The following is a 20,147-nucleotide window of genomic DNA, read 5'->3' as shown; positions in this document are numbered from 1 at the left end:
ATTGTCATGCCCTCAGAAAGTGACGCCCAGGCTCAGCGAGATGAAGTCCCGGTCGCCGCGGGTGCCATAGTCGCCGTCGATAAAGTCGGTGTACGACACACTCAGGCTGTAGGTGCTGGCGAGCGTCGCATCCAACCCGACACTGATGGCCCTGGAGCCTTCGCTGAACGCCGACCCCTCCACCGGGCCGGTGCCGTGCACGTCATGTGCCCAGGACAGGTTCGGCCGCAGGTCGAAGCCGGCAATCACGTTGGGGTAGGCCCAGGTGGCGCGCAGCCGGTAGCCCCAGGAAAACGGGGTCATGAAGCCTTCGTCGTTGCAATGCTCAGGGGTTTTGGAAATGGCCACGCACACGCTGTTGTCCGCCAGTTCGCCGCTGTTGAACGTGCCCGAGCGCCCGTAACGGGGGCCATAGGCGCCCTCCAGACCGCCGACATAGGTGGCGCCCGCCTCGCCTATCAACAGCAACTGGTTGGCCCCCATCACCTGGCTGAAAGCGTGAACAGCGGTTACCTGCAACTGGGTCATCTCTTTACGGCGGTAGCCGTCGAACAGCGTACTGGCGCTGTCTGGCCGCAGGCCGTCGCCGAGCAAGGGCGAGCGGCCATCGACGTTCAACAACGACTGGATGATGTCGGTACCGTTGAGCTGCATGGGCATGTTCGGCCGGTAGCTCAGCTCCCCCTGCAGCGCCGTGCCGGTGCGCAGGGTAGTGGAGAACGAAAGGCCGTAGAGGCGAATGTCCTCGGGGTATTGCACCCGGTACTGCGAGGTGCCCAGGCGTAGCGCGCCGACCAGCGACTGGCCTGCGCTGGAACCCAGAAAAGCGGCACAGTCTGCAAGCCCGATAGCGAGGTTGGCGCACAACTGCGGGGCGAAACGGCGGTTGTCGAAATACGGGCTGCTGACCGTACCCAGGTAAGGCGTGCGGCTGTGGTAGTTCGCCGCGTAAGCACCAAACTCGGTGTCCAGCGCCGCCACGTACCAGCGCAGCGAAACGCCCCACTGCCCGCTGTTGCGGGCATCCTGGTCGCTGCCGCGAGGTATGCGCACGCCTTCGCTGGTGAGGTTCACACCGAACGGCGCAAGCCCGGTCACGGCTGTGGGGTTGCCGAGCAATTTGGCGCCCACGTCCAGGCCATCACACCCATCGGGCAAAAAGTCGTTGTTCGAAAAGAACGTGCCGCAGTTGTCGAGCTGGGTCTGTTCCCAGTCCAGCTGATAGAAACCGTCGACCGACAGCGCTTCGGTGAGGTTCTGGGTGAAGTAGAACAGATTCACCGGCACCAGCGCGTCCTTCACTTCCGAGCCGGGGCGGCGCAAGGCCGCCAGGTTGAAGGGGTTGATGACGTTCAGTCCGCCCTGGATGAAGGTGCTCTCACCCCAGTTGACCACCTGCTTGCCCAGCCTGAGCGAACCCGGCTGGCCGTCGATGTCGTACAGGTAGTAACCGAAGGCATCGAGCAGCTGGCTACCTGCGGTCTTGGCCGAGCGCTTGCGGTTGTTGTCCTCGACCTGCTTGAAGCGCTGATCGTGATCACGCAGGGCCGTGTCGTACCAGTAGCTACCGCGAAGGAACACCCCCAGGTTATCGTGCTTGAGCTCCAGGTCATGGGTGCCTTTGAACACCGCTGAAAACACATCGCCAGAGGCAAAGTTCAGGCGGCCGTCATCGCTGTTGGCGCTGTTGTGCAGGGCCGGGTCAGGGTTGGCAGTCGCAATGCTGGTACCAAAGGAAAGCGCCGAGTCGAATTGCCCCTCAAGTTCACCCCAGTGAAACTGAGCGGCACAGGCAGACGCAGAAAAAAGTACTGATGAGGCAAGTACCGACAACGGTCCCGAGCGACCGAAAATACGAGATGCCATCACTCTTAACCTCTTATTGTGTTTATTAGAGAGTGAATTGCGAGTTAATGCTTAAGTACGGCGCAAAGGCCTGCAGGCAAGGGCTTGGGTAATTATTCGAACGTTTCTGTTATCCTCGTTTTGCTGCTTACCGATACTAAGTAGGCCACCGGGGCTGAACAAATAGCGTCTCCCGATGGTTGCCATATCACTTCGGCATAGCCTGAGAACCACAATGACTTTGAAACAGCTGCGTTATTTGATCGCCATTGTCGAAGCCGGCAGTTTTTCCAATGCCGCACGCCAGGCGTTCATCGCCCAACCGGCCTTGAGCCGACAGATAGGCCTGCTGGAGAGCGAACTGGAAATGCAACTGCTGGCGCGCCAGCATGACGGCATCGAACTGACCGATGCCGGGCGGCAGTTGTACGAAGTGGCCCGATCGGTCGTGCAGCAACTCGATTCGGTGAAGGATGAGCTGAAGTCCAGCCGCGGCAACCCCAAGGGGCACGTGGCCATCTCGATTCCCGCCACGGCCTCGGCACTGTTGTTGCCGGCCATCATTACCCAGGCCCAGGCACGCTTCCCGGGGATCAAGCTCACCGTATGGGATGGCCTGAGCCGCGAAGGTGGTCAGGCGATCGAGCTGGGCAAGGTGGATTTCGGCGTGGTGCCCAACGCCGAAGAACTTGTCCATGTGGTCGCCGAGCCCGTGTTTTCCGAAGACCTGTACTGGGTCGGCCTGCCTGGGCACGGTCCTGACGAGTCGCCCATCACCTTGGCTGAAGCCGCAGCGAGCCGCCTGGTAATGCCACCCCGTAGCCTGCACTTGCGCAGGCGCATCGAGCAGGCTGCCATGGAGACCGGTGTGACACTGGACTCCAGCTACGAACAGCAGTCTGCCCCCGGTATCACCAGCCTGGTCCGTGCTGGCCTGGCGGCCACCATCAGCAACTGGCCACCGCTGCTGGATTTGGCCGCGCCTGCCAGCGCGCGGCTGATAGTGGAGCCGCGCATCACCCGCACCATCGCCTTGGCCCACTCGCAGCACAAGCCGCTGTCGTTCGCCGCCGCCTGCATGCGCGACCTGGTGCGCGCACTGCTGGTGGATGCGGTGCGCAGCGAGCGCTGGAAAGGTACCTTGATCGAGCGCGAGGACCTGGCGGAGCAGAGCCTCTGAGCGCTGTGCACATCACGCTTGGGCAGGCGCAGCCGTGCCCACCTGCACCAGACGTTGCCGGGTTTTCTGCGGGTCCATCCAGGCCAGCCCGATCAGCCCGGCAATCACCAGCACCGCGCCGCACACCAGAAAACCCTGGCCAAACCCTGCCGTGTGCCCGGCCCCGGCGCCCTGCACCAGCAAACCGGTGACCACCGGTGCCGACAGCCCGGCCAACGAGGCGATACCGTTGCCGATCGCCAGAATGCCGCCGCGCTGCCCGCTGGGCGTGAACTCCGCCAGCATGGCAGGCCCCACGGAGTACATCACCAGCGCCAGCCCGCCGCTGAAGGTGAGGCTGACGATCCGCTCGACGTTGCTCAGACCGGGCAGAAACAACGCCGCTGACAGCAGCCCGCTGGCGATCAGGCACACTGAAACGAACGCACCGCGCGACCAGCGTGTGGCAACCCCGGCACGCATCATTCGCTGTGACAGCCAGGCCATGAACAGGCTCAACGGCGTGGTAACCACCACGAACAGAACGAACACCTGGCCGGTCATGATCGGGTCGATCCCCAGCCCGGTTTCCAGGTAGCTCGGTACCCAGGTCAGGGTCAACGCCAGGGACCAGTTGGCGGCGAAGTGGCACAAGTAGTTGCCCAGTACCGTGCGGTCACCGAGCAGCCGACGATAGGGAACAGGGGCCTGCCCTTCTTCACGCTGGCCCGGGCGAATGCGGTCGAGGTTGCCCTCGCTGCCCAGCCACCACCACAGCACACACCACACCGCCCCGATCACCGCCAGCACGATGAAGTTCATGCGCCAGCCGTAGTGCACACTGATCCATGGGATCATGGCACCCGCTACCAATAGCCCCAGCGCACTGCCGGTATGCAACAGCGCCACGGGAAGGTTGCGACGGTCGTTGGGGAACCACTTGTACAAGGCATGTGTAGCCACCGGTGAGGCCGGTCCCTCGCCAATACCCAGCAGCACCCGGCAGGCGACGATCGCCCACAGCGAGCTGACGAACAACATGGGCAACTGGATAAGCGCCCAGAACGCGCCCATCCCCAGCAGCAGGGTGCGGGTTGGCCGGCGATTGGCCATGAAGCCGCCTATCACCGCCGAGATGGCGAAGAACCAGTGCAGTGCGCCCCCTACCAGGCCGAACTCGGCAGGAGACAAGCCCAGTTCCCTGGACATCGGCACCGCCACCAGGCCAATGACCACCTTGTCCAGGAAGTTCACCAGCATCAACAGCGCCAGCAGTACCGCAATCATCCAGGCCGTGCCTGCACGTGCGGGGGTGTCAGTATGAGTCATGATGATCTCTCGTTATTGTTCTTGTCTGGAGAACCCGGCCGCCAGGGGCCGGGCATACCGCGTCATTGCTCAGGCATGAGCACGCCCTTGGCGATGGTGTTGCGCTGGATCTCGCTGGTTCCCGTGAGAATGCGCATCATACGTGTCGCACGGAATATCCACTCCACCGGGTTGCCACGCAGCAGCCCGGCACCGCCGTGTATCTGCACGGCGCGATCGGCGATGCGGAAGGCCGTCTCCGAAACGAACAGCTTGCACATCGGGGCCTGGGTGCGGATATTGCCGCCGGCGTCATTCACCGCTGCCGTGGTGTAGACCATGCTGCGTGCAGCATGCAGCTCGGTGGCCATGTCGGCGATCATGTGGTTGATCGACTGGAACATGGCGATAGGCTGGCCGAACTGCTTGCGCGTGCGGGCATAGTCGATCGAGAGGTTCAGTGCCAGGCCGGCCAGCCCCAGCAAGGTGGGGCAATGCAGCAGGCGGTTGAGGGTGATGCGCCCCATCGCCAACTTGAAGCCCTGCCCTTGCTCACCAATGCGGTTGGCCGCCGGCACCCGTACGTCCTCAAGAATGATGTCGCCATGCGCACCACCGCCGGACATGACCGAATAATCGCTTTCAACCCTTACCCCCGGTGCGCTCAGGTCGACGAAGAACGCCGAAATCCCCTGGGCACCGCGCCCGGGATCCGTCACCGCGAGCAGCACGGCGATGTCGGCATAGGGCGCCCCTGAAATGTAGCGCTTGGCGCCATTGAGCACATAGTGTTCACCTTCCCGCCGTGCGGAGGTCTTGATCGCCGTTGCATCAGAGCCGGCTTCGCTTTCAGTCAGGGCGAAGCACACGGCCTTTTCGGCACGGCACACCGGCTGCAGGAACGCCTCGATCTGGGTCGGGCTCGCCACCTTGAACAGATGGCCGATACGGGGCGGTCCGGAAAGCTCACCGAGAATGTGCGGCGCCAGCATCGAGCCGGTGAGCACCGTGGCTTCCTTGACCGCACATAGGTCTGACACGCTCAACCCGGCGCCACCTATCGCCTCGGGCAGCATGATGTTGTAGAAGCCCTGCTCGCACGAGCGCTGCCATACCTGCTGCAGCACCGCCCGCGGGTGCGGCTCTGCCCAACTGAGACCGGCTTGCTGTTCCAGGGGCAGGATTTCGTTGCGAACGAAGCCACTGATGGCCTCGATGATCTGCTGGGCCTTTTCGCTTGGCTGATACATGGTCGTTCCTCGTGTCAGATACGGCGTTCGCTGTTTTGCCAGTAGGCGTCACGGATCAACCGGCGCACCACCTTGCCGTTGGGGTTTTTCGGCAGCTCGCTGACGAAGTCCACGGCACGTGGTTTCTTGAAACCGGCCAGGACCTGGGCGCAATGTTCGATGACGTCCTGCTCCTGCAGGGCCATGCCCGGCTTGAGCACGATCACCGCCCGCACCGCTTCGCCCCACTGCTCGTCGGGCACCCCCACCACCGCCGCCTCGAACACCTGCGGCATGCTGTAGAGCACCTGCTCGACCTCGCTGGGGTAAATGTTGAAGCCACCGGAAATGATCATTTCTTTCTTGCGGTCGACGATGAACACATACCCCTGCTCATCCACCGTGGCCAGGTCGCCAGTCAGGTAGTAGCCGTCGCGCATCACCTCGGCGGTGAGGTGGGGGGCGCGCCAGTAGCCCTGCATGATGTCCGGGCCCTTGACTACGATTTCGCCCACCTCTCCCGGCTGGACGTCCTGGAAATGGTCGTTCACCACGCGCAGGTCGGTTTCGAAGTAGCAACGCCCGCACGAGGCCAGGCGCCGGTAGTCGCCGCCCTCGCACAGATGGTCCTGTTCGGTCAGGACGGTTACCAGCGAGCAGGTCTCGCCAGCACCGTAACCCTGGGCCAGGATCGGCCCGAATACCTCGATGGCCCGTTTCACCAGCGCTGGTGCCATCGGCGCGGCACCGTACATGACCAGGCGCAAGCTGCTCAGGTCGTAGCGCTCGACATCAGGGAAGTTGACCAGGCGATTGATCATGGCAGGCACCAGGAACAAGCGGGTCACGCCTTCGCGCTGAATGGTCTCGAGCAACAGCTGGTCATCGTAGCGCTCCAGCAGCAGGTTGCAGGCACCGACCGCCAGCAGCGGCATCAGCTGCATGCCGCTGGCATGGGTGATAGGGCCGACGTGAGCCATGACGTCGCCCGGGGCGGCGCGACGGGTCGGGCTGGCGAGGCTCTTGCGGATTAGCGCCTTGCGGTTGCCCACGCTGAGCATCGCAGCCTTGAGCACACCAGAGCTGCCAGAGGTGTAATGCAAAACGGCAAGGGCATCGTCAGGCAGGTCGCAGCTGATTGGCTGGCTACTGCCTTGTGCCAGCAGCGCGGCATAGGTGATGTCACCGCCCCGCTCACCCAAGGTCACGATCAAGCGTAATGAAGGTACCTCCTGCCTGCGGTCCAGCAACGCCTGGGCGAGTTGCGCATCGGCGATCAGCGCGACACTGCAGGCGTCGTTGAGCACCTGAATGACTTCATCCGGTGCCAGACGCGCATTGACCGGTACCTTGACCAGGCCGGCCTTGTAGAAAGCCACCTCTGCTTCCACCAGTTCGGCGCGGTTTGGCGCCAGGATGGCGACATGCTCGCCCGTGGCGATGCCCTGTGCCAGCAAGGCCGAGGCCAGCTGGTTGGCCCGCTGTTCGAGCTGAGCGAAGGTCAGCCGGGTGTGGCGGTCGATTACCGCCAGACGTTCAGGCCAGTATCTGGCACTTCGACTGGATAGGGTTCCAAGGTTCACGTTGTTGTTCTCGTCGACGGTTAAGACCCGATCGATGCTAAACAGCGTGAAGCCGGGGCAAGTAATACCAGTTGCGTATGCACGCCATAGCAGATTGCGCTGGCACTGTTGTGTTGACGCCCTGAGGCAAGGATGACACATTGCTTGCATATGACACCTTGTGTCATCATGATCAACACCGTGTCCTGGCGTCGCCTCCGCGCCGATCAGCCATCCCTAGTCTCCACCCCTGCAGGTACCGCTCATGACGACCACCATGCACACCCCCAAGGACCAGCTTGTCAAACACGCCCAGCAACAGATGCTGACGGCGCTGACCGACAACACGTACACCGTGCGACAAAAGCTCGCCCTCACCTGCCGGATCCTGTTCGACGGCGGCCACGACTCTGGCCTGGCCGGGCAGATCACTGCGCGCGCGCAGGAACCTGGCACCTACTACACCCAACAACTGGGGCTTGGCTTCGACGAAATCGCTGCCTCCAACCTGCTGGTGGTGGACGAAGACCTGACGGTGCTGCAAGGCCGTGGCATGGCCAACCCGGCCAACCGCTTCCACAGCTGGCTGTACCGCGCCCGTCCCGACGTCAACTGCATCATCCACACCCACCCGCTGCACAGCGCCGCCTTGTCGATGCTGGAAGTTCCGCTGGCCATCTCGCACATGGACCTGTGCCCACTGTTCGACGACTGTGCATTCCTCGAGGAATGGCCCGGTGTGCCGGTGGGCAACGAAGAAGGCGAAATCATCGCGAACGCGATTGGCGACAAGCGCGCAATCCTGCTTTCCCATCATGGCCTGCTGATCGCTGGGCGTTCGATCGAGGAAGCCTGCGTGCTCGCCCTGCTGTTCGAGCGCGCAGCAAAGATGCAACTGCTGGCCATGGGCGCCGGTGACATCCGCCCGATCCCCGAAGCACTGGGCAAAGAAGCCCACGACTGGATTTCCACCCCCAAACGTCACGGTGCTGCCTTCAGCTACTACGCGCGCCGTGCCTTGCGTGCCCATGGCGACTGCCTGGGCTGATCGAAGCTGTACTCTTTCCTCAACAACGGCAAAGGTGCCTGGTCATGTCTACACCTGTAATTCGCGGCGTTATCGGCTACACCATCACTCCCTTCACGGCAGACGGCACACTCGACCTGGATGCCTTGGGCACGTCCATCGATAGCCTGATCGCAGACGGCGTGCACGCCATCGCGCCGCTGGGCAGCACCGGCGAAGGGGCTTACCTGTCCGATAGCGAATGGGAAACCGTGGTGCGCTTCAGCCAGGCACGCATTGCCGGGCGCGTACCCAGCGTGGTCAGCGTCTCCGACCTGACCACCGCCCGCACCGTGCAGCGTGCCCGCCTGGCACAGGCCTGCGGTGCTACGGCGGTGATGGTGCTGCCCATCTCTTACTGGAAGCTCACCGAAGCCGAAGTGGTCGCCCACTACAAGGCGGTCGGCGCCGCCATCGACATTCCGATCATGCTCTACAACAACCCAGGCACCAGCGGCACCGACCTGTCGGTGGAGCTGATCCTGCGTATCCTCGGCGAGGTGCCCAATGTGACCATGGTCAAGGAAAGCACCGGTGACATCCAGCGCATGCACCGCCTGTTCACGGCTACGGATGGACAGGTGGCGTTCTACAACGGTTGCAACCCGCTGACCCTGGAAGCCTTGGTGGCCGGCGCCACGGGCTGGTGTACCGCCGCGCCCAACCTGATCCCGGCACTCAACCTGGCGCTGTGGGACGCCGTACAACAAGGCGATCTGGCTGAAGCCCGTGCGCTGTTCTACCGCCAGTACGAGCTGCTGGAGTACATCACCCGCCGTGGCCTGCCGACCACCATCAAGGCCGGCCTGAAAATGCTCGGCCAGGATGTCGGCGCCCCACGCCTGCCCCTCCAGCCGCTGGATGCGCAAGGCAGTAATCACCTGAAAAGCTTGCTGGTGGCGCTGGCCAACTGACGCCCAAACCTGCCCGGCAGCCTGTCGCTGACGGGCAGTCTGTTTCTCCAGGAGCAGCTTTGCGCGGCGAAGGGCCAATGACGCCAACAGATACTGTTGCAGCCGGATTACTCATTCGCAGCACAACGCTGCTCCTCATCTGACCATTACCCGAGGCAACCATGGACGCGCCTGCTCAAAGCTCTGCAACCCCGCTCAGGCTGACAGACATCCTTCACCCGGTGATCGCCGGTATCGTTTCGGTGATCGTCTACTACGGCGGCACGTTCATCCTGGTGTTCCAGGCGGCCAAAGTGGCCGGGCTGAGCCCGGAGCTGACGTCGTCGTGGGTCTGGGCGGTGTCGATCGGCGTCGGCCTCAGCGGCCTGGCACTGTCCTGGTACAGCCGGGAGCCGGTCATCACAGCCTGGTCCACGCCAGCCGCCGCGTTCCTGGTCACCGCCCTGGCCAGCGTGCCCTACAGCGAGGCCATAGGTGCCTACCTGCTGTCGGCCGCCGGCTTCGTGGTGCTGGGGCTGAGCGGGTGCTTCGAGCGCCTGGTGCGCGTCGTGCCCGGCGGCATTGCCGCCGGCCTGCTGGCCGGCATCCTGCTGCAGTTTGGCATCGGTGCCTTTGCCAGCCTGTCGGTCGACCCCACCCTCGCCGGGCTGCTGATTGCAGCCTATGTGGCCTTCAAACGCTTCACCGCCCGTTACGCCGTGGTCGCCATACTGCTGCTGGGCCTGGGGTACCTGTTGCTGCAGGGGCAAGTGGGCCTGACCACGTTGCGGCTGGAATTCGCCTCACCGGTTTTCACCGCGCCCACCTTCTCCCTCAACGCGGCCCTCAGCGTGGCCCTGCCCTTGTTCCTGATCACCCTCACCGGCCAGTACATGCCCGGCATGCTGGTGCTGCGCAACGATGGTTTCAAGACCAGCGCCAACCCGATTGTCGCCGTCACCGGCATCGGCTCGTTGCTGATGGCGCCCTTCGGTTCACACGCGTTCAACATCGCTGCCATCACCGCGGCCATCTGCACCGGCAAGGAAGCCCATGAAAACCCGGACAAGCGCTGGGTGGCGGGCATCGCTGCCGGTGTCTGCTACATCCTCGTCGGGGTGTTCGGGGTCACGCTGGCGAGTGTCTTCATGGCCCTGCCGGGCACCTTTATCACCACCCTGGCGGGCCTTGCCCTGCTGGGCACCATCGGCGCCAGCCTGGCCAGCGCCCTGGCCGATGCCCGTTCACGCGAGTCAGCACTGATCACCTTCCTGGCGGCGGCGGCCAACATCAGCCTGTTGGGCATTGGCGGGGCTTTCTGGGGCCTGGTCATTGGTCTGCTGGCCCATGTTGTCCTGAACGGTCGCTTGCCCGGATTGCGCGGCGCCTCCCGCTAAACGAGCTTTCCACCACCTTGCCGTGCGCCAGGGGCGCACGCTGTTCAACAGGTATCGACATGCCCCACGCTGGCCCCAAGCTGCTGACCCAAATTGCTGCCGTGCACTTCGTCAGCCACGTGCACATCATGCTGATCCCGGCGCTACTGCCCGTGCTGCCCGGCCTGCTGGGCGTGGGCTTCGTAGAGCTGGGCGTAGCCCTGGCGGTGTTCAACATCGTCTCCGCGCTGGTACAGGCCCCGCTGGGTTACGCCGTCGACCACTATGGCGCACGTAAAGTGCTCAAGGCTGGGCTCTTGCTGGGCAGCCTCAGTTTCGTGCTGCTGGCGGCCAGCCCCGGGTATGCGGTATTGCTGGTGGCGATGGCCATGGCGGGCCTGGCCAATGGTGTGTACCACCCGGCCGACTATGCGCTGCTGGCCAACGGCATCGAGCCCGCACGCCTGGGGCGGTCGTTCTCTATTCATACCTTTGCCGGTTTCCTCGGTTCAGCCGTTACCCCAGCCGTATTTCTCGGCATCGCCGCGGCGCTCGGCACGCGGGCAGCCCTGGCGGCGGGCGCGTTATTCGGGGTAGCCGCGCTACTGCTGATATCGATACCAGGCAGTGGCGTTTACCGGGTCGCCAGGCCTGCCAACAAACACGACACAGGCCCGGCCGCAGCAACAGGCCGCGTACGTTTGTTCACCCCCATGATCGGCGTGCTGACGGTGCTGTTCATCCTGCTCAACCTGAGCACCAGTGCCATCGAGAAGTTCTCCGTAGCCGCCCTGGTCCAGGGCCAAGGCCTGACACTGGCCTGGGCCAACGCCGCGCTCACCGCTTTCCTGCTGAGCAGCGCAGCCGGCGTGCTGTGTGGAGGCGCTTTGGCCGACCGTACCCGGCGCCATGGCCTGGTGGCGGCACTGGCCTTCGCGCTGGCGGCTGCGTTGACTGCACTGGTGGCGCTGGGGCTGCTGCAGGGTTGGGCATTGGTGGTCCTACTGGGTGCCATCGGCTTGCTCACCGGGGTCATCGCCCCATCACGGGACATGCTGGTCAAGGCGGCGGCGCCACCCGGGGCCGAGGGCAAAACCTTCGGCCTGGTGTCGACCGGGTTCAACGTCGGCGGTGCCATCGGGCCGGTGGCGTTCGGCTGGATGCTCGATCAGCGCCTGCCCAACGGGATTTTCATCGCATCGGTGGTGTTCATGTTACTGACGGTGCTGCTGACCCTGGCACAGGAGACGTATTCGGCCAGAAGGCGCGCGACTGAACAGCTGGCGCGCGCCCTGTAGGCCCGATGCAGCATTGCCAGGCCAGGATCAGTCATTCATTGCGTCGGGTTGGCATGCGCCACTCGACCGCCTGCCCCCGGCCGATTGACGAACAGCACATCCAGCACACTGTTGCGCAAGCCCTTCAGTGCATTCCAGTTCGCTGATGCATGCACGTATCTGTCGCGCAACAGCCGCTGTTCTTCCTCGCTCAACCCCACCTGGCCAGTTTCCCCCAAGGCAAAGGCATGCAGTTTTCGGCTGATGCCCGACAACTCATCCGGCAGCCGATGCTCAGCCTGCGCCCCCAACGGCGCAAACGGCACACCCGCGCGCACCGCCAACGTCCGCATCACGCTCAAGTACACCCGGGACAAGTGCCCCGCCACTTGCCGCTCCCGGTACACCGCCGCATAGACCTGCTTTTGCGCCTCGTCCCGATGCCCACCGGCAATCGGCTCCTCCCAGGTCATCACGCGCGGCCTGGGTTCGCCCACGTCGGCAAACGTCGAAGCCAGCAAGGCACTCACCTTGGCATGGACGCGGCACTGCTCGACACGCATGCCTGCGGGCACCCGCTGGGACTGAGGTTTACACAGCAGCACCTGCTCCAGGGTGGTTTCCGGGTAACCACCTCCAATGTTCGAGTGCACACCCGGCAGCACGATATCGTGGCCACTGCGCACCAGCGGGAAGTTATGCCGCCGCTCGTCCTCGGCCACCAGTTGCACCACGTGCCGGGCAATACCCGCACCCAGGCCCAGGCGCAGGCCACCGTGGCGGCCGTCTGCCGGGTCAAAGTCGCCCCGTAACGGCGCGATGATCGCCGCCACGGTGTCGAACAGGCCGATAAAGTTGATCGATGTTTCGCACGCCACCGACAACAGCCCGCCCGCGCCCTCGTGCAGCAGGTTGGCCAGATGCCGCACCGCCGCCGCACCGCGGCTGAAACCGAAAAGATCGAACTCGACCCCTTCCAGCGTTGCCTGCGGATGCGCCCGGCGCCACGCCTGCAGTTGCTCGGCCATCGCCTGCAACGCCTCGGCTACCCGCGCCTCGGCCCCCGTGCGCCCATGCCCGGTGGCCGAGGCGTAGACATGGTCGGCTTCACCCGCCAGCGTGCCCACGCCTTCCACATAGTGCTTCAAGAACGCCTGCGGCCCGTCGGCATGGGCCGCATCAGTCGGATACAAAGCATGCAACAGGGCCACATTGCTCAAGGCGTTGCCATAGCTGCCGCCCTTTTCGCCCTGCTCACCCATCGTCATGGCATTGTGCTGGTTGTTACCGGTGCCATCGAAGAACACGCCAAAACGCAAGGTGATCGGCGTAAGGTTTGGCGTGCTGGCGCTGGTCATTTTCATCATCGTGCCTCCTGCTTGTCCGAAAAGCACAAGCAGGCGCCAGCACGCCGTCACGGAACATCAGGCAATGGCCAGCCATACGTGGGACATTTCTTTGCCCGCAGGCCCGGCTGCAACGATAAATTTACCCGCCGACATTGGTCGCCGCCCCCCCGGATAGATTAAAGTATCCCCCCTTGCCAAGGCAGCTGCCTCACGCCGCCTCAGGCCCCCTACCAGGAACCGTCGCCGATGGAACACCGTGAAGCGCTGATCGCGCTGCGCACTTTTCTTTCTACCCAGATCCTAGGCCAGGAGAAACTGGTCGAACGGCTGTTGATCGTGCTGCTGGCCGACGGCCACATGCTGGTCGAAGGGGCACCGGGCCTGGCCAAAACCAAAGCCATCAAAGAACTCGCAGAAGGCATCGAAGCGCAGTTCCATCGCATCCAGTTCACCCCCGACCTGCTCCCGGCCGACATCACCGGCACGGAGATTTACCGCCCGGAAACCGGCAGCTTCGTGTTCCAGCAGGGGCCTATCTTCCATAACCTGGTGCTGGCCGACGAAATCAACCGCGCACCGGCCAAGGTGCAATCGGCGCTGCTCGAAGCCATGGCCGAGCGCCAGGTCAGCGTGGGCCGCAGCACCTACGACCTGTCGCCGCTGTTTCTGGTCATGGCCACGCAGAACCCGATCGAGCAGGAAGGCACCTACCCGCTGCCCGAAGCCCAGCTCGACCGCTTCCTGATGCATGTAAAAATCGGCTTCCCCGACGCCGCCGTAGAGCGGCGCATCCTGGCGCAGGCCCGGGGTGAAGCCCTGGGCGGCGAGACCAAGCCTGAGCGCCGGGTCAGCCAACAGGCCATCTTCGCCGCGCGCAAGGAAATCCTTGGCCTGTACATGGCCGACGCAGTGGAGGAATACCTGGTGCAGCTGGTCATGGCCACCCGCACCCCGGCCAAGTTCGACACCGAGCTGGCCGACTGGATCGCCTACGGCGCCAGCCCGCGTGGTTCCATCTCGCTGGACCGCTGCGCGCGTGCCCACGCCTGGCTGGCCGGGCGCGACTTCGTCAGCCCCGAAGACATCCAGGCCGTGCTGTTCGACGTACTGCGCCACCGCATCATCCTCTCGTTCGAGGCCGAGGCGGCAGGGATCGACCAGGACCGCGTGGTCCAGCGCATCCTCGACGTCGTCGCCGTTGCCTGAACCCATGCCCACTGCGCAGCTGGCCGAACATGGCATCCGCATTGGCCTTGCCGAGCTGATCGACATGCGCCACCGCGTGCGCGAAATCCAGCTGTTTTCCAAGCCCGGCCAGCGCAGCCCGCTGGTCGGCCTGCACCATTCCAGGCTGCGCGGGCGCGGCGTGGACTTCGACCAGGTGCGCGTTTACCAGGCCGGCGATGATGTGCGCAACATCGACTGGCGTGTCACTGCGCGTACCCAGGAGCCGCACACCAAGCTGTTCCACGAAGAACGCGAGCGGCCGATCTTCATCCTCGTCGAACAAAGCCAACGGCTTTTCTTCGGCTCAGGGCTGATGTTCAAGTCCGTGCTGGCGGCCCAGGCTGCGGCGCTGTTCGGCTGGGCAGCGCTGGGCCACAACGACCGCATCGGCGGCTTGGTGTTCGGCGACAACGAACACCACGAGATCAAGCCCCGACGCAGCAAACAGAGCCTGCTGCAACTGCTCAACCGCTTGGCAAAGGTCAACCAGTCACTGCACACCGAAGCCATACCCGGGGCCGACAGCCTCGGCCTGGCCCTGCGCCGCGCCCGCGAAGTGCTGCGCCCCGGCAGCCTGGCCATCGTGATCTGCGATGAGCGCTCGCTCAGCGCCCAGGTGGAACAGCACCTGGCCATGCTCTCACGGCATTGCGACCTGCTGTTGCTGCCGGTATCCGACCCGCTCGACCACGCGTTGCCCGCCGCCGGCCTGCTGCGCTTCGCCCAGCGCAGCGCCCAGCTGGAGCTCGACACCCTCGACGCCAACCTGCGCCAGGCCTACCGCCAGCAGGCCGAGGCCCGCATCGAGCGCTGGGAGCTGATGGCGCAAAAGCTGAGGGTGGTCCTGATGCCACTGAGCACGCAAAGCGAAATGATCGAGCAACTGCGCGAGTACCTGAACGCCCAGCGGCCACGGAGCGCGTCATGAACCCGCTCGACCAGTTGCACCCACTGATCGCCCCGGCACCTGTCAGCCTGTGGCCACCCGCACCGGGTTGGTGGCTGCTGCTGGCCGTCCTGCCACTCCTGGGCTGGGGCCTGTGGCGGCTGCGCCGCTGGCGCCCGGGCAAACGCCGCATCGTGCGCGCCGAACAACCCCTGGACCCGGTGCGCCTGGAGGCCTTGGCCGAGCTGGCCCGCCTGCCACGCCCGTATGACGGCGCCCCGGCCGGCGCCTGGCTGCAACAGATCAACGCCCTGCTCAAGCGCCTGTGCCGCAACCACTACCCAGGCGCCAACAGCCACACCCTCAACGGCCGCGAGTGGCTGGCCTTTCTGGATAACCGCTGCCCGGCCGCCGGCCTGACCCGCTGGATGGTACTGGTAGAAGGCGCCTATAAACCCGAGTGCAAGCTCGACGACAAGGCCATCGCCGGGCTCAGCCAAGCCGTCGAAATCTGGATCCGCAAGCATGTTTGAACTGGCCTGGCCGTGGGTCTTCGCCCTGTTGCCGCTGCCATGGCTGGCGCGCCTGCTGCTGCCCGCTGCCGACAGTGGTGAACCGGTGCTCAAGGTGGGTTTCCTCAACGAGCTGGAAGGCCTGGCCGGGCGCCGCGCACGGCTCAACCTGCCCACCTGGCGCCAGCAGGCACCGTTCGTCGTCATCTGGCTGTTGCTGCTGTGCGCCGCCGCTCGCCCGCAATGGCTGGGCGAACCGGTGCCGATCGCCGCCAGCGGCCGCGACCTGCTGGTGGCGGTGGACGTGTCCGGGTCGATGGACTTCCCCGACATGCAGTGGAAGAACGAGGACATCAGCCGCCTCGACCTGGTCAAGGCGCTGATGGGCGACTTCCTGCAAGACCGTGAAGGCGACCGTGTGGGCCTGATCCTGTTCGGCAGCCAGGCCTACCTGCAGGCGCCGCTCACCTTTGACCGGCGCACCGTGCGCACCTTCCTCATCGAGGCGCAGATCGGCATCGCAGGCAAGAACACCGCCATCGGCGACGCCATTGGCCTGGCGGTCAAACGGCTGCGCGAACGCCCGGCACAAAGCCGGGTGCTGGTGCTGATCACGGACGGTGCCAACAACGGCGGGCAGATTCACCCGCTGACAGCCGCCCGCCTGGCGGCCCAGGAAGGCGTGCGCATCTACACCATCGGTATCGGCGCCAACCCCGAAGCCAGTGGCACACCAGGCCTGCTCGGCCTCAACCCGAGCCTGGACCTGGACGAAGCCGCGCTCAAGGAAATTGCCGACATCACCCACGGCGCCTACTTCCGCGCCCATGACGGCGCCGAACTGGACGCTATCGGCGATACCCTCGACCAACTGGAGCCCGTGGCCCAGCAACCGACCCAGGCGCGCACAGCCCAGGCCCTGTACGCCTGGCCCCTGGCGCTGGCGCTGCTGCTCAGCGTGCTGCTGGTGGTAGCCGTGCAGTGGCCTGACAACCTGTTGCAGCGCCTGCTGCGCAAGCCGCGCTTCCTGCAGCCGCACCCGGAATGGCGCCAGCGCTTGAAGCGCCTGCGTTTAAGGAGGCGGCGATGATCGACTTGTGGCCCCAATGGCTGCGCCCGCTCTGGCTGCTGGCGGTTCCCGTGCTCGGCTGGCTGCTGTACAAGCTGTGGCACCGGCGCAAGCGTGCCGGGCGCTGGCAGATGATTCTGCCGCCCGCCTTCCATGGTGTACTGCTGGGTGGCGGCAGCGGCAGCACCAGCAAACTGCCGTGGGTGGCGCTGGGCCTCGCCTGGTTACTGGTGATCCTGGCGCTGCTCGGGCCCAGCTGGCAGCGACTGGAAGAAAGCCGTCAGCGCCCGGCCGACCCCCTGGTGATCCTGCTCGAACTGACCCCGCAAATGCTCGCCGAGGACAGCCCGCCCAACCGCCTGGAACAGGCCCGGCGCAAGATCCTCGACCTGCTTGAACACCGCCGCGACAGCCAGACGGCGCTGGTGGTGTATGCCGGCTCCGCGCACACCCTGGTGCCGCTGTCTGACGACCTGGCCACCACCCGCAACTTGCTCGAGGCCATCGACCCGTCGATCATGCCAAAACCCGGCCAGCGTGCCGACCTGGCCGTGCAAAAAGGCCTGGCGCTGCTGGCCCAGAGCGGCCTCGGCCAAGGCCGCCTGCTGCTGGTAGGCTCGGCACTCAGCGCCGCCGAGCGCCAGGGCATCACCCAGGCCCTCGGCCGCCAAGGCCCAAGCCTGCTGATGCTGGGCATCGGCAGCCGCGAAGGCGCCCCGGTGCGCCAGGCCAATGGCGAATACCTTAAAGACGACCAAGGCGGCATCCTCTTGCCTCGCCTAGACAGTGCCAGCCTGAAGGGTTTTATCAGCGGCACGGGCGGGCGCTACCGGCACGCCCGCATCGACGACCTCGACCTGCGTGGCCTGGGCCTGTTCGACAACCCGCGGAGCGGGCGCAATGACGGCCAGACCCTGCAACTGGACAGCTGGGCCGACCAAGGTTACTGGCTGCTGATTCCGTTGTTGCTGCTGGCCGCCTGCGCTGGCCGGCGCGGCTGGCTGTTCTGCCTGCCGCTGCTGCTGGCCTTGCCGCAGCCTAGCCAGGCTTTCGAGTTCAACGACCTGTGGCTGCGCCCCGACCAGCAAGGCCAGAGGCTGCTGGAGCAAAACCGCCCGGCCAGCGCTGCGCGTCACTTCCAGAACCCGCAATGGCGCGGCATGGCCCTGTACCAGGCCGGCGACTATGCCGGTGCCGCCGAGGCATTTTCCCAAGGCGACACTGCAGCAGCCCACTACAATCGAGGCAATGCCCTGGCCCACAGTGGCGAGCTGGACGCCGCCCTGGATGCCTACGAGCAAGCCCTGGAGCGCCAGCCCGACCTGCAGGCCGCGCTGGACAACCAGGCGCTGGTGCAGCAACTGCTGCAGCAACGTGAAGCCAAGGCCGAGGAACAACCGCCCGGCAGCGATGCCCAAGACACGCCCGGCAGCGAAACCGAAGGCAACAGCAGCTCGGCCAGCAGCCCGGCCCAAGGCACACCCGGCGACGACCAACAGGCCAGCCCCGAACAACCCGGCGAAAGCAGCAGCAACAGCCAGGCCGCACCCGGCAACCAGGCCGGGGGCGACGACAGTGTCATCCAGCCGCCACAGCGCCCGGTGTCGACCAGCCTCGACGGCGAACAGCGCCAAGCCCTGGAGCAATGGCTGCGGGAAATCCCCGACAACCCGGCAGAGCTGCTGCGACGCAAATTCTGGTATGAACAGCAATTGCATCAGGAAAAATCACGATGAGTCGCTTCGGCGTCTTTCTCCTCACCCTGCTCTGGGCCGTGCTGGCCCAGGCCGAGCCGCTGCTGCAGGCCAGCGTCGACCGCACCCGCCTGGAAGCGGGCGAAAGCCTGGAACTGACCCTGGAAAGCCAGGACGTCACTCAGTTCGGTAAGCCCGACCTGCGCGCCCTGGAAGGTGACTTCGAAGTCCGCGGTACGCGCCAGTTGAATAGCCTGCACACCCTGGACGGCGAAACCCGCGCCAGCACCCGCTGGATCATCACCCTGCTGCCACGGCGCAGCGGTAGCCTGCGCATCCCCGAGCTGCGGCTGGGCCAGTCACACAGCCAGGCCATCGAATTGCAAGTGCTGCAGGCCGTTGCCAGCCGCCAGGACAACGCTCAGGTCTTCATCGAAGCGACCCTCGACAGCCATGACGTCTATGTCCAGGCCCAAGCCGTGCTGACCCTGCGCATCTACCACTCGGTAGCACTGTACGACGACAGCAGCCTCAGCCCCCTGCAACTGGAGAACGCCAAGGTCGAGCCGTTGGGCGAGTCGCGCACGTATGAAAAGGAAATCAACGGCGTGCGTCACGGTGTGATCGAAACCCGCTATGCGGTGTATGCCCAGCAAAGCGGCACCCTCGACATCCCGCCACTGACGTTCACCGCCACGGCAGCCGCCAGCAGCGACGAAGCAGCACAGGCCAATGGCACGGCCCGCGTCGGCCACCAGGTTCAGGTCAGCTCGCTGCCCTTGCGCCTTACGGTACGGCCGATTCCGGCAGCCTGGCCGGCTGGCTTGCCGTGGTTGCCTGCCAGCAGCCTGACCCTGGAAGAGCACTGGAGCCCCGACCCCAGCAGCCAGCAGGTACAGATTGGCGACTCGCTGACGCGCAACATCACCTTGCGTGCCGAAGGCTTGTCCAGCACCCAACTGCCGCCGCTGCCGGCCACAGAAATCATCGGCCTGCGCCGCTACCCTGACCAGCCGCTGCTGCGCAACGAAATCAGCGAACGGGGCATGACCGCCAACCGCGAAGAGCGCGAGGCCCTGGTGCCGACCCACAGCGGCACGCTGGCCTTGCCGGCGCTGGAAGTGGCCTGGTGGAACACCCGCGAAGACCACCTGGAGCACAGCAGCCTGCCGGCGCGCACGCTGAACGTGCAGGACAACCCGGCACTGAGCGCCGACACCCCGGTGGGCGACAACAGCAGCGCCAGCACCCTGCTGTGGCCCTGGCAGCTGTCCACACTGGTGTTCGCCCTGACCACCGTGCTGGGCTTTGCCCTGTGGTGGCGCGCCCGTTCGCGGCCAGCGGTGCTGCGCACGGCACAGAACGGGCCAAGCCCACGCACCTTGCTGGACGACATCAAGCGCGCATGCCAGGCCAACGACCCCCAGGCTACGCGCCAGGCACTGGATGCCTGGGCCCGGCAGCAACCCGAAACCCTGGCCGAGATGGCGGCGCGCTTCGTGCCGTTGTCGGATGCGCTGGATGGGTTGAACGGGGCGTTGTACAGCGAGAGCGGGCAGTATTGGCAGGGGGAGGATTTGTGGCGGGCGATTGGTACCATTCCGCCAGCTGAGCAGGTGTTGCTGCCGGCGGGCGAGAACGGCAGCTTGCCGCCGCTCTATCCCAAGTGATGCGCAGTGGCTGCTTGCGAATTTT

16 protein-coding genes are annotated in these 20,147 nt (G+C 65.0%); 11 read left to right on the top strand and 5 right to left on the bottom strand.

Annotated features, from left to right (window positions below; translation table 11 throughout):
* Positions 1 to 12: 12 nt before the first annotated feature.
* On the bottom strand, positions 13 to 1,866 hold the full coding sequence (locus ACF8Q6_RS03900; RefSeq protein WP_392491468.1) for a DUF1302 domain-containing protein: 1,854 nt from the start codon (positions 1,864 to 1,866) through the stop codon (positions 13 to 15).
* 214 nt (positions 1,867 to 2,080) lie between these two features.
* Here ACF8Q6_RS03900 and ACF8Q6_RS03895 point away from each other — a divergent pair, with 214 nt between their 5' ends.
* Complete coding sequence (locus ACF8Q6_RS03895) at positions 2,081 to 3,025, top strand: LysR family transcriptional regulator (protein WP_392491469.1); 945 nt, start codon at positions 2,081 to 2,083, stop codon at positions 3,023 to 3,025.
* A gap of 12 nt (positions 3,026 to 3,037) precedes the next feature.
* On the opposite strand, the gene ACF8Q6_RS03890 is transcribed toward ACF8Q6_RS03895, so the two are convergent.
* The 3 genes from ACF8Q6_RS03890 to ACF8Q6_RS03880 all read right to left on the bottom strand — a co-directional run bounded on the left by ACF8Q6_RS03890 (position 3,038) and on the right by ACF8Q6_RS03880 (position 7,124).
* Entirely contained in the window at positions 3,038 to 4,291 is a 1,254-nt protein-coding gene (locus ACF8Q6_RS03890) for an MFS transporter (RefSeq protein ID WP_014754005.1), read from the bottom strand.
* A gap of 104 nt (positions 4,292 to 4,395) precedes the next feature.
* On the bottom strand, positions 4,396 to 5,562 hold the full coding sequence (locus ACF8Q6_RS03885; protein ID WP_392491470.1) for an acyl-CoA dehydrogenase family protein: 1,167 nt from the start codon (positions 5,560 to 5,562) through the stop codon (positions 4,396 to 4,398).
* Between the two features lie 14 nt (positions 5,563 to 5,576).
* Positions 5,577 to 7,124 carry an AMP-binding protein gene (locus ACF8Q6_RS03880; RefSeq protein WP_392491471.1) on the bottom strand — a complete coding sequence of 516 codons (1,548 nt, stop codon included), beginning with the start codon at positions 7,122 to 7,124 and terminating at the stop codon, positions 5,577 to 5,579.
* A 244-nt stretch (positions 7,125 to 7,368) separates the two neighbouring features.
* Here ACF8Q6_RS03880 and ACF8Q6_RS03875 point away from each other — a divergent pair, with 244 nt between their 5' ends.
* The 4 genes from ACF8Q6_RS03875 (at position 7,369) to ACF8Q6_RS03860 (ending at position 11,736) form a co-directional block, all read left to right on the top strand.
* Positions 7,369 to 8,151, top strand: coding sequence for an aldolase (locus ACF8Q6_RS03875; RefSeq protein ID WP_392491472.1), 783 nt, complete (start codon positions 7,369 to 7,371; stop codon positions 8,149 to 8,151).
* Between the two features lie 44 nt (positions 8,152 to 8,195).
* Positions 8,196 to 9,083 carry a dihydrodipicolinate synthase family protein gene (locus ACF8Q6_RS03870; protein ID WP_392491473.1) on the top strand — a complete coding sequence of 296 codons (888 nt, stop codon included), beginning with the start codon at positions 8,196 to 8,198 and terminating at the stop codon, positions 9,081 to 9,083.
* A gap of 161 nt (positions 9,084 to 9,244) precedes the next feature.
* Complete coding sequence (locus ACF8Q6_RS03865; RefSeq protein WP_392491475.1) at positions 9,245 to 10,459, top strand: benzoate/H(+) symporter BenE family transporter; 1,215 nt, start codon at positions 9,245 to 9,247, stop codon at positions 10,457 to 10,459.
* Between the two features lie 59 nt (positions 10,460 to 10,518).
* A complete protein-coding gene (locus ACF8Q6_RS03860; protein WP_392491477.1) occupies positions 10,519 to 11,736 on the top strand; it encodes an MFS transporter in 1,218 nt (405 codons plus the stop codon).
* Between the two features lie 35 nt (positions 11,737 to 11,771).
* On the opposite strand, the gene ACF8Q6_RS03855 is transcribed toward ACF8Q6_RS03860, so the two are convergent.
* Positions 11,772 to 13,082 carry a phospholipase effector Tle1 domain-containing protein gene (locus ACF8Q6_RS03855; protein WP_392491478.1) on the bottom strand — a complete coding sequence of 437 codons (1,311 nt, stop codon included), beginning with the start codon at positions 13,080 to 13,082 and terminating at the stop codon, positions 11,772 to 11,774.
* A 228-nt stretch (positions 13,083 to 13,310) separates the two neighbouring features.
* Here ACF8Q6_RS03855 and ACF8Q6_RS03850 point away from each other — a divergent pair, with 228 nt between their 5' ends.
* The 6 genes from ACF8Q6_RS03850 to ACF8Q6_RS03825 are packed head-to-tail and all read left to right on the top strand — an operon-like array spanning position 13,311 to position 20,122.
* Positions 13,311 to 14,270: a MoxR family ATPase gene (locus ACF8Q6_RS03850; protein WP_003247242.1), complete on the top strand. Its 960-nt coding sequence runs from the start codon at positions 13,311 to 13,313 to the stop codon at positions 14,268 to 14,270.
* Between the two features lie 4 nt (positions 14,271 to 14,274).
* On the top strand, positions 14,275 to 15,219 hold the full coding sequence (locus ACF8Q6_RS03845) for a DUF58 domain-containing protein (protein ID WP_004577431.1): 945 nt from the start codon (positions 14,275 to 14,277) through the stop codon (positions 15,217 to 15,219).
* Positions 15,216 to 15,710, top strand: coding sequence for a DUF4381 domain-containing protein (locus ACF8Q6_RS03840; protein WP_010953039.1), 495 nt, complete (start codon positions 15,216 to 15,218; stop codon positions 15,708 to 15,710). The genes ACF8Q6_RS03845 and ACF8Q6_RS03840 overlap by 4 nt, the downstream gene beginning before the upstream one ends.
* Positions 15,703 to 16,779 carry a vWA domain-containing protein gene (locus ACF8Q6_RS03835; RefSeq protein WP_392491479.1) on the top strand — a complete coding sequence of 359 codons (1,077 nt, stop codon included), beginning with the start codon at positions 15,703 to 15,705 and terminating at the stop codon, positions 16,777 to 16,779. Before ACF8Q6_RS03840 ends, ACF8Q6_RS03835 begins: the two co-directional genes overlap by 8 nt.
* Complete coding sequence (locus ACF8Q6_RS03830; RefSeq protein ID WP_392491481.1) at positions 16,776 to 18,494, top strand: tetratricopeptide repeat protein; 1,719 nt, start codon at positions 16,776 to 16,778, stop codon at positions 18,492 to 18,494. The genes ACF8Q6_RS03835 and ACF8Q6_RS03830 overlap by 4 nt, the downstream gene beginning before the upstream one ends.
* Positions 18,491 to 20,122: a BatD family protein gene (locus tag ACF8Q6_RS03825; RefSeq protein ID WP_392491482.1), complete on the top strand. Its 1,632-nt coding sequence runs from the start codon at positions 18,491 to 18,493 to the stop codon at positions 20,120 to 20,122. Before ACF8Q6_RS03830 ends, ACF8Q6_RS03825 begins: the two co-directional genes overlap by 4 nt.
* The last annotated feature ends 25 nt before the right edge of the window (positions 20,123 to 20,147 follow it).

This window comes from Pseudomonas sp. GLN_2, from assembly GCF_043106005.1.
Lineage (GTDB): Bacteria > Pseudomonadota > Gammaproteobacteria > Pseudomonadales > Pseudomonadaceae > Aquipseudomonas > Aquipseudomonas alloputida.
This window is presented reverse-complemented; position numbering and strand designations above follow the sequence as displayed.

Bases quoted from the DNA above. Each gene is read 5' to 3' on its own strand.
- ACF8Q6_RS03900 (WP_392491468.1), bottom strand. From the start codon at position 1,866: ATGGCATCTCGTATTTTCGGTCGCTCGGGACCGTTGTCGGTACTTGCC.
- ACF8Q6_RS03895 (WP_392491469.1), top strand. From the start codon at position 2,081: ATGACTTTGAAACAGCTGCGTTATTTGATCGCCATTGTCGAAGCCGGC.
- ACF8Q6_RS03890 (WP_014754005.1), bottom strand. From the start codon at position 4,291: ATGATTGCGGTACTGCTGGCGCTGTTGATGCTGGTGAACTTCCTGGAC.
- ACF8Q6_RS03885 (WP_392491470.1), bottom strand. From the start codon at position 5,562: ATGTATCAGCCAAGCGAAAAGGCCCAGCAGATCATCGAGGCCATCAGT.
- ACF8Q6_RS03875 (WP_392491472.1), top strand. From the start codon at position 7,369: ATGACGACCACCATGCACACCCCCAAGGACCAGCTTGTCAAACACGCC.
- ACF8Q6_RS03870 (WP_392491473.1), top strand. From the start codon at position 8,196: ATGTCTACACCTGTAATTCGCGGCGTTATCGGCTACACCATCACTCCC.
- ACF8Q6_RS03865 (WP_392491475.1), top strand. From the start codon at position 9,245: ATGGACGCGCCTGCTCAAAGCTCTGCAACCCCGCTCAGGCTGACAGAC.
- ACF8Q6_RS03860 (WP_392491477.1), top strand. From the start codon at position 10,519: ATGCCCCACGCTGGCCCCAAGCTGCTGACCCAAATTGCTGCCGTGCAC.
- ACF8Q6_RS03855 (WP_392491478.1), bottom strand. From the start codon at position 13,082: ATGATGAAAATGACCAGCGCCAGCACGCCAAACCTTACGCCGATCACC.
- ACF8Q6_RS03850 (WP_003247242.1), top strand. From the start codon at position 13,311: ATGGAACACCGTGAAGCGCTGATCGCGCTGCGCACTTTTCTTTCTACC.
- ACF8Q6_RS03845 (WP_004577431.1), top strand. From the start codon at position 14,275: ATGCCCACTGCGCAGCTGGCCGAACATGGCATCCGCATTGGCCTTGCC.
- ACF8Q6_RS03840 (WP_010953039.1), top strand. From the start codon at position 15,216: ATGAACCCGCTCGACCAGTTGCACCCACTGATCGCCCCGGCACCTGTC.
- ACF8Q6_RS03835 (WP_392491479.1), top strand. From the start codon at position 15,703: ATGTTTGAACTGGCCTGGCCGTGGGTCTTCGCCCTGTTGCCGCTGCCA.
- ACF8Q6_RS03830 (WP_392491481.1), top strand. From the start codon at position 16,776: ATGATCGACTTGTGGCCCCAATGGCTGCGCCCGCTCTGGCTGCTGGCG.
- ACF8Q6_RS03825 (WP_392491482.1), top strand. From the start codon at position 18,491: ATGAGTCGCTTCGGCGTCTTTCTCCTCACCCTGCTCTGGGCCGTGCTG.